This window comes from Laspinema palackyanum D2c, from assembly GCF_025370875.1.
GTDB classification, from domain to species: domain Bacteria; phylum Cyanobacteriota; class Cyanobacteriia; order Cyanobacteriales; family Laspinemataceae; genus Laspinema; species Laspinema palackyanum.
The window spans coordinates 1-9273 of record NZ_JAMXFD010000059.1 but is presented as its reverse complement, the minus strand read 5'-3'; the positions used below and the strand labels follow the sequence as shown (position 1 = coordinate 9273).

The following is a 9273-nucleotide window of genomic DNA, read 5'->3' as shown; positions in this document are numbered from 1 at the left end:
TGCGGCGAAGATACTTGGAGGGTAGCCTCCTGGGAAAATAGCTCGGTGCCCGGTCACTTTTAAAACAAAAAGCCTCCTGTTTCTCTTCATAGAACAGGGGGCTTTTTGGTTTTTAGAGTTGGATTAAAATTATGAACAAAACTGCTCGACACAGCGAACAAAGATTTCGACCCCCATACTCAGAGCGGTTTCGTCAAAATTAAAGCGAGGATGGTGATGGGGATAGGCTAGGTTTTGAGAGAGATTGGCTCCGCCTAGAAAGAAGTAACAGCCGGGGACTTCTTGTAAAAAGAAGCTCATATCTTCCCCTCCCATTGTTTGGCAATCTGGAACAATTCCGGCGGGGGTTTCCACGACATTTTCAGAGACCGATCGCACTAATTGAGCGATCGCCGGATGATTAATCACTGGTGGATAAAGTTTTTGGTAATCTAACTCATAGCTTGCCCCATGACTATGACAGACCCCCGCAATGATCTGCTCAATCCGTTTAGGGATAGTTTCTCCTAATTCTGGATTAAAATAGCGCACAGTTCCGCTCAAGTGGGCAGAGTCGGCAATTACATTTAACGCTTTCCCTGCATGAAGTTCGCCCACGGTTACTACAGCCGATTCTAAAGGATTGACATTGCGCGCCACAATGGTTTGCAATGCCTGAACGATTTGGGCGGCGACTAAAATTGAATCGACGGTTTGATGAGGCATGGCCCCATGTCCGCCTTTGCCCTGAATATGGCAGCGAAAAAACTCCGTTGCAGCCATTAAGGGACCGCTCCGCACCCCTACAGTGCCTAGGGGAAGATTGTTCCACAGGTGCAATCCGATGATGGCATCTACTGCAGGATTTTCTAAGACTCCAGCTTCAATCATGGGTTTAGCACCCCCCGGTCCTTCCTCTGCGGGTTGAAAAATGAATTTGACCGTTCCAGAAAATTGCTCGGGATGTTGGGAGAGATAGTAAGCAGTTCCTAGGGCGATCGCCACATGACCATCATGTCCACAAGCGTGCATTTTTCCCGGATGCTGCGATCGGTAGGGAATCTCATTCTCTTCAAAAATCGGCAGTGCATCCATATCGGCGCGAATCCCGATCGCCTTGCCCGGATTTTCACCTTCAACAATGGCCACAATCCCTGTTTCGGCAATCCTAGTGTCATGCTTAATTCCCCATTCTTGCAATTTTTGAGTAATAAATTCAGCACTCAGATGTTCTTTAAATGCCAGTTCGGGACGTTGATGCAACCACCGCCGCCATTCCACCAGTTGAGGCTGTAAAGCCTGTATTTCAGCCCGAAGGCTAGATTGATTAATTCGCTGCGGATTGAGAGATGTAGAAAACATGGGTTAAGCTTTGGAAAAAATAGAGGCTTTCACGATAATTTCTGTCTTTCTAATACGCCCCCTCCCAAAAAATATAGCTTTTATTTTTGTGAGAAAACGGGACAAATACATGGGCGTTTAGATAAGCAAATTAACAGGTTTTAGGCTGTAATATCCACCTTATTTTAATGATTTAAAATCGGTAAACGGGGCAGCAGTGCCTCAAGGTCGAGATTAGAGGCTGAGTGAAGGAGTTGGTCTAAATTATGAGCATCTTCCAAACAAGGAATCGTCCCCAAGACGCGAGTTTGAGTGAACGATTCAATTAAATCGATGGGAGTTAACTCGGCAATTTCGGCCTCAGACCGAGGTTGGATACAATTGAGGATAATTCCTAGTAATGGCACTCCAGCTTGTCGAGCGAGGGCGACATTGGCAACCGCAGCGGCGATCGCCCCTAATCTCACGGGTACAACTAACACCGTTGGAATGCGCCAATCGTGGGCTAAATCGGCTACAGTCAACTCCCAAGAAATTGGGGAACCCAATCCCCCCACGCCTTCCACGAGGACGAAGGAGAAGCGCGCTTGCAGTTGGGTAAACACCGGCCAGAGTTCTTTAAGATCTACGGAACGACCCTCTCGCTCAGCAGCGACTGGGGGGGCGAGGGGGGCCTCGAAATAGAGAGGCGTAATTTCTTCTGGGGATTGTTTTAACTCAAACAGCCGTTGATAGAGTTCTCGATCGCCCCTTCCCGACTGTAGCGGTTTCATCAGGGCCAGGGAACCCTGGGGATAATACCGTTGCCAATAGGCGGCGATCGCTGTTGTCACCACGGTTTTACCCGCATCGGTATCCGTTCCAGCAATCAGTAATGTGTTCAATGTTTTATTCGGGTCCTTAGTCATCAGTTTGGCAATCTCTTACGTTCTAGTCGCTAACGCTAATCTCAAGTTCATAGGGGATCCCGGCTCCTGCGGCTACATCAATTTTATAATCTCCAGGGACAGAAACCTGACCTTGCCATTGCACCAGCATCGCACCATCTTCAACCATTTGACCGTTGGGATAGCGGATATCCAGACCGATCGCCCCAGAAAGCACGGAGACTTTCAGACTCTGGCCTCTGTTCACATTCACTACATAGCGAGTGGGTTGGTTGGTGGTACGTCCACTCTGCCTGCTACTACCCCCAGAGACCTGAACTCGTTGGATGTCTATCCCTGGAGTCGGATCCGCGCTTGGAGTGGGGACGGGGATCGGCCTGGGAGCAGGGGTGGGTTCCGGTCTGGAGGGGGGACTGGGAGCAGGGGTGGGTTCCGGTCTGGAGGGGGGACTGGGAATCGGAGCAGGACTGGGGGTCGATTCTAAGGGTTCTGGACGAACAGGAGACTGATCCTGGGGAGAAACTGGAGAGGCCGATTCCGGGTCGGTTGATGCCTGACTCGCCCGAGTAATCCGCAACTCAAAATTACTGGGAGAGAATCCGGGCAAGCTAAATAACTCGATTTGGTATTCTCCGGTTTCTTGTAACCTTCCCGTCCATTGACTGACGCCTCTGGATTCGCCAAGGGCCTGACGGTTGGGACCCCATACGTTCATTAAAATCCCCCGGTTGGCAAGACTAGCGCTCAACACTTCCCCCTCAGTTCCCGAAACGATGTATTTAATAATTTCGTTCTCTTCCACAGTGCCTTCGACAGCAGTGGTTACCCCGCTGTCAACATTCAGGGGAATGGTAGAAATAATCGGGTCTGCGGGGGGTGGGGGTTCCGGTTGTTGGGAACCGGGGCGTGGGATGCCGGGAATCAGCAACGGGTTAGAGGAGGTTCCGGGAGTAGAAGGGGTGGAACCGGGATTGGGTGAGGGGGTTGTGGTGGAGCCCGGGAGAGGGGCGGGAATCGGTGAAACGGGTGCCGGTTCCAGGTCCGATTCTACATTGGAAAATAAGGGAGCCGGATTCTCCTGGACATCGGGGCGATCGAGCTTTAAGAAGGAACGGACGACATTCCAAGACCCTAATCCACTGAGGAGAATGATGGCAAAGATTCCCAGGCCGATCGCGATCGGGTGGTCAAATAAAGAATCAGAACTGGGAGAGATACCTGGTCGGGGAACGTTGGGGTCGAGTGTGGGAGAACCCACGGGGTTGCGGCCTACAGCAATCGTAGCCAGTTCCGATCCAGAGGGATCGTTATGTTGAGGAATCGGGCGTTGGGCACTCACTTGGCCCAGGACGAGCTGGACTTCCTTGGCATATTGGTAGCGATCGCCCGGTTTGTAACTCAACATCCGATTCAGGATCCGTGCCAATTCTGGCTGTACCGGATGGGGAACAAATCGTTCCCAGTGCCAAACCAGCTTGACATCATCAAAGAGGTCTTGGGGTTCTCTTGCAGTGAGCAAGACCACCGCAGTCACTGCTAGGGCATAGAGGTCGCTACTGGGATAAGCTCGACCCGTTTGCATTTGTTCGCTAGGCGCATAGCCTAATTTTCCCACGGTTGTGGCAGCAGTCCCCTGTTCTGGAAACTGAATCAGGGTAGCGAGTTCTTTAACTACGCCAAAATCAATTAAGACGGGCCAACGGTCGGATTCCCGGCGAATAATATTTTCCGGAGAAATATCGCGATGAATAATTCCTTGGCTGTGGATGTAATCCAGGATGGGTAAAAGTTGCTGCATCAACTGCAACACTTCAGTTTCAGAAAATCGCTTGCCTGCGGATTTATACTCGTCGAGCAGGGTTCGATAGGTTTTTCCGGCTACATAATCTTGGACTAAAAATAGCCGTCCTTCTTCTTCAAAGGTGGCTCTAAACTGGGGAATTTGAGGATGTTGAATTTGATAGAGAATGGCGGCTTCTCGTTGGAACAATTCCAGGGATTTGACCTGGGCATGGCTGCCATTTTGGGCGGGAATAAATTCTTTGAGGGCGCAGCGTTCGTTAAACCGGCCTTGATCTTCGGCAAGATAGGTGCGGCCAAACCCTCCCTGACCTAAGAGACTGAGTATATGATATCGGTTTTGTAAGATGGTTCCACTAAAAATTGCGGTTTGCATAGAAGTTAAGTTTTCGTTTAAATCAGAGGGATTGAGGGTTCTTCGATAGGGTTTAACCGAAAAGAGGCGATCGCACAGATCGGCCTTCAAAAGGTCCGGGAGGGGTGGCGATCGCCCCTGATTCATAGAGCCTGGGTTGATTAAGCTAACCGGGTTAAGCCCTGTGAGTCTTTTTCTGAGCCTGTTCCGGTTGGCTGTACTGGACATTTCAGCCCGTCCCCTCCTGAGTCCCCAATCTGCCCCCGGACCCGGACTGAGTTTCCTCCTGCTCTCTATTCTGGCAAAGTTATTTCAGGAGGACGCTCCTCAGAAACGCGCTGAACCTCAAAATTCTCGATATTCGTTTCAAAGCGATTGAAGATGACGCGCATTTCGTCATAAGCCACAGCCGTAGAAAGACCTCGGGGGGTGGGACATTGGACCCTCAGTAAGGTTTGAAAACCCCCAAACTCTTCGTTGATATAGAAGGATTTGGGACACTGAAAACTGATAAAGCCTTCTAGAGCAAGCTGATTGAGGGCGGCAACTCCCAAGGGAGAGTTCAGGATATTTTCCCACTGTTGCGAAACTTCTGAATCGGTCATTCGACGCCACTGCTGAGATTGAGCTTGAGGGGGATTAGGGTTTTGGCCGAAGTTGGGGGAGGCTCCTAAACAACTGGCGATCGCCAGGGTGACTCCGACTCCTGCATAACGGACAATCCGACTAGCGGCGCGGGCAATTGGGTGGATTTTGTCAGTTGGGTTCATCACAAACTCCCGTTTTAAACTGGATAGCGGTCAAATTAGCCTGAAATTTACAACGCGCATCAATACAACACAGGACCTAATCCGGAATTTTCTGGCTTAGGTTGATATCAAGCCGAATCTTAGAACTGGCCTACAGTAAAGCCCAGATCACTCCGGTCCTTTACCGCGTCTCTACAACAAAAATCAGAAATTTGGGCAGTGAAACCGGGTTTCTTGCCCAACCGATTGAGGGCGTAACGATATTTTAGGATTGGCCGGAAAGCTTAGCTTTTACCATTTCTTGAACTTTTTTGCCTTCAGCCTTGCCTTTGAGTTGCTCCATCACCGGACCCATCACTTTGCTCATATCTTTGAGAGAGGTAGCACCCACTTCTGCCACAATTTGAGCAATCACTGTACTCACTTCTTCATCAGACAGGGGTTTGGGCAGGTATTCTTCCAGAATTGCCAATTCTTGGGCCTCTTGGGCGGCGAGTTCCTCGCGACCGCCTTGCTGATATTGTTCAATGGACTCTTTGCGCTGCTTGGCGAGTCTGGAGAGGATCTCTAGTTCTTGTTCTTCCGTTAAAGTATCCTGGCCCGAAGGTCTGAGGCTTACTTCCTTTTCCAGAATCAATTTTTTGATACTGCGGACCGTTTCCAGACGAATTTTATCCTTGGATTTCATCGCTGTCTTGATGTCTTGGTCAATTCGTTCCTTTAAGCTCATAACTTTTTTTAATGATTTAACCTTTAAGTTGGGAAAACCGCGTCAGGGAGGCAACCGAGGAAGCCAGCCTCCTTCCAGCCTAGCCGCAACCCAGGGGAGTCGGCAATGATCCTGGGAACATCAAAGAAGGTTTCGGAAATTTCCCTGGAAAAAACAGCACTATTGGCTCAATAGCTCTAGCTGTGGCCAGCAGGGAGCCATTGATGAGGGAGTGGGTAGGAGGTGGGGGCGTCGCTGCTGTTGCCCTTTTGCTAAGTTAATCCATATTTTTCGGTAAATATCACCCCACAAACCTCATGGAATATAGATTAGAGGGGCATCTGTTTCGCTTTCGCCCGATTGATGAATTTAATTTACCCCCGAATTTCTATCTTGCTTGGGATAGAGATCCGCGAAAATAATGACGAAAAATTCCGATTGAGGTGATAAAATTTGAACCAATGAACGTCCGATAAAGTGCCTGCCGTGATCCGTTCTGCTACTTTAACCCTCCAGCCAACTCTGGCTACCTTTGCTGACCATAGTCGTCTGCGACTGTTTTCAGGTTCTGCTAACATCCCTCTGTCTCAAGAAGTGGCTCGCTACTTGGGAATAGATTTGGGGCCAATGGTCCGGAAGCGGTTTGCTGATGGTGAACTTTACATCCAAATCCAGGAGTCAATCCGGGGATGTGATGTTTACCTGATTCAACCCTCTTGTTATCCGGTGAATGACCACCTGATGGAATTGCTGATTATGATCGATGCCTGCCGACGAGCCTCGGCAAGGCAAATCACCGCCGTGATTCCCTATTATGGCTATGCTAGGGCCGATCGCAAAACAGCGGGACGAGAGTCCATTACTGCCAAACTGGTGGCCAATTTGATTACCCAAGCCGGTGCAAGTCGGATTTTGGCAATGGATTTGCACTCAGACCAAATCCAAGGGTATTTCGATATCCCCTTAGACCACGTTTATGCCTCGCCGGTTGTCTTGGACTACCTCGTCAGTAAACAACTCTCTGACATTGTGGTAGTCTCCCCAGACGTGGGCGGCGTGGCGAGAGCTAGAGCATTTGCCAAAAAGTTAAACGATGCGCCTTTGGCGATTATCGATAAACGTCGGCAAGCTCATAATGTGGCCGAAGTTATGAATTTGATTGGTGATGTAAAGGGCAAGACGGCAGTGCTGGTCGATGACATGATCGATACTGCTGGCACGATCTGCGAGGGGGCTCGCTTACTCCGGAAAGAAGGGGCCAGACAGGTTTATGCCTGTGCAACTCATGCAGTTTTTTCTCCTCCGGCAGTTGAGCGCCTTTCTACAGGGGTGTTTGAAGAGGTGATCATCACGAATACAATTCCGATACCTGAGGATAAACGCTTTAAACAGTTGACTATCCTTTCGGTTGCCAATTTATTAGGTGAAACGATTTGGCGGATTCATGAAGATAGTTCCGTTAGCAGTATGTTCCGCTAAGTTGCAGCGGGTGGAGTCCCTGGTGAAACCAACCGCATAAGTGTCAACGCAGGTATCAGCCTGCGTATTTTCATGATTTAGCCCGCCTCTGCGGGCTTCTTTGGGTGGAGTTGAAGTCAATCAGGCCGAGGCAGGATATCCCCGGGACTTCCAGCTATCAAATTCCCTGAGCTTGCACTGATATTAGTTAGGGCTATTAAAGCAATTTAAAGGCGTTTTTTCGGACACTGAACCGATTAGTTTTTTATTTAGTTTTTTATAAAAAATGAAGCCTAAATTTAAAGATTCTGTGGCATGGCAGCAAGCCGAAATTCTGATGCAACCGGCTTTGATTCGCGTCCTGGATAATATTCGCAAACAACTAGAAGATTCCAGTTGGGAAGGAAGTTACGAAGATGTCCAAACGCCTTTTCCCGGCTACCTGCTCTGTTTAAAACAGGGAGAGGTGGAACACCAGTTTAATGTCTGGGAACTGTGCTTTGAAATTTGCTTTCAAAATTATAGCCCCACTCATGCAGCCCCAGAAAGCCGTGATGTGGAAATTGATAGCAGTTTGATTGATGAAGAAGGGGAAGTGGATTGGAATCGACTGGATGAAAAAGCCAAGCAGTTGGTTCAGGAGATTTTTGCCAATTTGCCCTAGCTTTAACAAGGTTGAATCTGTCTGATAGCCTGTGAACAGGTAATTTACAAAAAAACCAGGGATGGCTATGACTCAGGAATTGCATGACCGTCAGGCGGCGAGTGGCGCAGTGTTTGCGGATTCGGACTCGGGAATTCAGGTGCCGATGAGTTATGGGAACGAGGAAGCGGCGATCGCCTCGGCATATCAGGGGGTGGCATTATGCGATCGCTCGGATTGGGGTCTGATTCAAGTCAGCGGTGGCGATCGCCTGCGCTTTCTACATAACCAAAGCACGAACGAGTTCCAAAAACTCCCACCGGGACAAGGGTGCGATACGGTCTTTGTCACCTCTACGGCACGGACCATCGATTTGGCAACTGCTTATATGACGGAGGATACCACCCTGTTGCTGGTTTCTCCGAGTCGCCGTCAGAGGATTATTGAATGGCTCGATCGCTATCTGTTCCCTGCCGATCGCGTGGAGTTGCAAGATATCACCGAGTCGATGGCGACTTTTAACTTAATCGGTCCGGGAAGTTTGGCCCTGTTAGCCTCCTGGGGAGTAGTAGGCGATCGGCCTTATGCCAGTCATCAACTCCTCATCCTGGGCGAGATTCAGGTGCGAGTTGCCGTGGGCAGTGGATTGGCCCTACCCGGCTATACCCTGGTTTGCGATCGCAATGATGCCGCATCCCTGTGGAAATTCCTCACCGATGGCGGTGCCGTTCCCTTGGGAACCCAGGGGTGGGAACAACTGCGAATTCAGCAAGGACGCCCTGCACCCGACTGCGAACTGACGGAGGATTACAACCCCTTAGAAGCGGGGTTATGGCACAATATCTCGTTTGATAAAGGCTGCTACATCGGACAAGAAACGATCGCCCGCTTGAATACCTACAAAGGGGTGAAGGTGCAACTGTGGGGGGTAAAACTCAATGCACCGGCATCCCCTGGAACGGTGGTGACGATGGGGGAGGAGAAAGTAGGGACTCTCACCAGTTACACCGACAGTCCGGAAGGACCTTTTGGGTTAGCCTATATTCGCACGAAGGCAGGAGGTGCGGGTTTGCAGGTGCAAGTGGGTGAGGTGACTGGGGAGGTTGTGGATATCCCCTTTGTCACCCGAGGATATCTGGGGTAGTCATTGGTCATTTGTTGTTGGTCCTTGGGATTTTTGACGACTGAGGACCAACAATACCTGTGGAGTTTGGGTCAACAACAATTGACCTACGTTAGCCCTCCCTTTTTTTGGCGAAGGTATTGTTTAGAAGACTGAAGGGGTGACAATCCGGCTACAAACTAGACTGGATAAGGGACATAGCTCTTAGGCCCCTTCGATAAAAAGGCCG

At 49.8% G+C, this 9273-nt stretch carries 8 protein-coding genes; 3 read left to right on the top strand and 5 right to left on the bottom strand.

Features of this window, described 5'->3' with window-relative positions; genetic code table 11:
- Positions 1–129: 129 nt before the first annotated feature.
- The 5 genes from NG795_RS28170 to NG795_RS28150 all read right to left on the bottom strand — a co-directional run bounded on the left by NG795_RS28170 (position 130) and on the right by NG795_RS28150 (position 5841).
- Positions 130–1341 carry a M20 metallopeptidase family protein gene (locus NG795_RS28170; protein ID WP_367291912.1) on the bottom strand — a complete coding sequence of 404 codons (1212 nt, stop codon included), beginning with the start codon at positions 1339–1341 and terminating at the stop codon, positions 130–132.
- A 164-nt stretch (positions 1342–1505) separates the two neighbouring features.
- Positions 1506–2228, bottom strand: a complete 723-nt coding sequence (gene bioD, locus NG795_RS28165; protein ID WP_367291911.1) for a dethiobiotin synthase — start codon at positions 2226–2228, stop codon at positions 1506–1508.
- Positions 2229–2250: 22 nt separating this feature from the next.
- Positions 2251–4509, bottom strand: a complete 2259-nt coding sequence (locus NG795_RS28160) for a protein kinase domain-containing protein (protein ID WP_367291910.1) — start codon at positions 4507–4509, stop codon at positions 2251–2253.
- A 146-nt stretch (positions 4510–4655) separates the two neighbouring features.
- Positions 4656–5132: a hypothetical protein gene (locus NG795_RS28155; RefSeq protein ID WP_367291909.1), complete on the bottom strand. Its 477-nt coding sequence runs from the start codon at positions 5130–5132 to the stop codon at positions 4656–4658.
- Between the two features lie 244 nt (positions 5133–5376).
- Positions 5377–5841: a GatB/YqeY domain-containing protein gene (locus NG795_RS28150; protein ID WP_367291908.1), complete on the bottom strand. Its 465-nt coding sequence runs from the start codon at positions 5839–5841 to the stop codon at positions 5377–5379.
- A gap of 465 nt (positions 5842–6306) precedes the next feature.
- Between NG795_RS28150 and NG795_RS28145 the strand changes: the two genes are divergently transcribed.
- From NG795_RS28145 to ygfZ, 3 genes are all read left to right on the top strand, one after another.
- Entirely contained in the window at positions 6307–7299 is a 993-nt protein-coding gene (locus NG795_RS28145; protein ID WP_367291907.1) for a ribose-phosphate pyrophosphokinase, read from the top strand.
- Positions 7300–7564: 265 nt separating this feature from the next.
- Positions 7565–7942 (top strand): hypothetical protein, encoded by a 378-nt coding sequence (locus tag NG795_RS28140; RefSeq protein ID WP_367291906.1) that lies wholly within the window; start codon positions 7565–7567, stop codon positions 7940–7942.
- Positions 7943–8009: 67 nt separating this feature from the next.
- A complete protein-coding gene (ygfZ, locus tag NG795_RS28135; protein WP_367291905.1) occupies positions 8010–9065 on the top strand; it encodes a CAF17-like 4Fe-4S cluster assembly/insertion protein YgfZ in 1056 nt (351 codons plus the stop codon).
- Positions 9066–9273: the final 208 nt, after the last annotated feature.

Excerpts from the sequence above, each read along its gene's own strand:
- NG795_RS28150 (WP_367291908.1), bottom strand. The coding sequence starts at position 5,841 with ATGAGCTTAAAGGAACGAATTGACCAAGACATCAAGACAGCGATGAAA.
- NG795_RS28170 (WP_367291912.1), bottom strand. The coding sequence starts at position 1,341 with ATGTTTTCTACATCTCTCAATCCGCAGCGAATTAATCAATCTAGCCTT.
- bioD (WP_367291911.1), bottom strand. The coding sequence starts at position 2,228 with ATGACTAAGGACCCGAATAAAACATTGAACACATTACTGATTGCTGGA.
- NG795_RS28140 (WP_367291906.1), top strand. The coding sequence starts at position 7,565 with ATGAAGCCTAAATTTAAAGATTCTGTGGCATGGCAGCAAGCCGAAATT.
- NG795_RS28155 (WP_367291909.1), bottom strand. The coding sequence starts at position 5,132 with ATGAACCCAACTGACAAAATCCACCCAATTGCCCGCGCCGCTAGTCGG.
- ygfZ (WP_367291905.1), top strand. The coding sequence starts at position 8,010 with ATGACTCAGGAATTGCATGACCGTCAGGCGGCGAGTGGCGCAGTGTTT.
- NG795_RS28160 (WP_367291910.1), bottom strand. The coding sequence starts at position 4,509 with ATGAATCAGGGGCGATCGCCACCCCTCCCGGACCTTTTGAAGGCCGAT.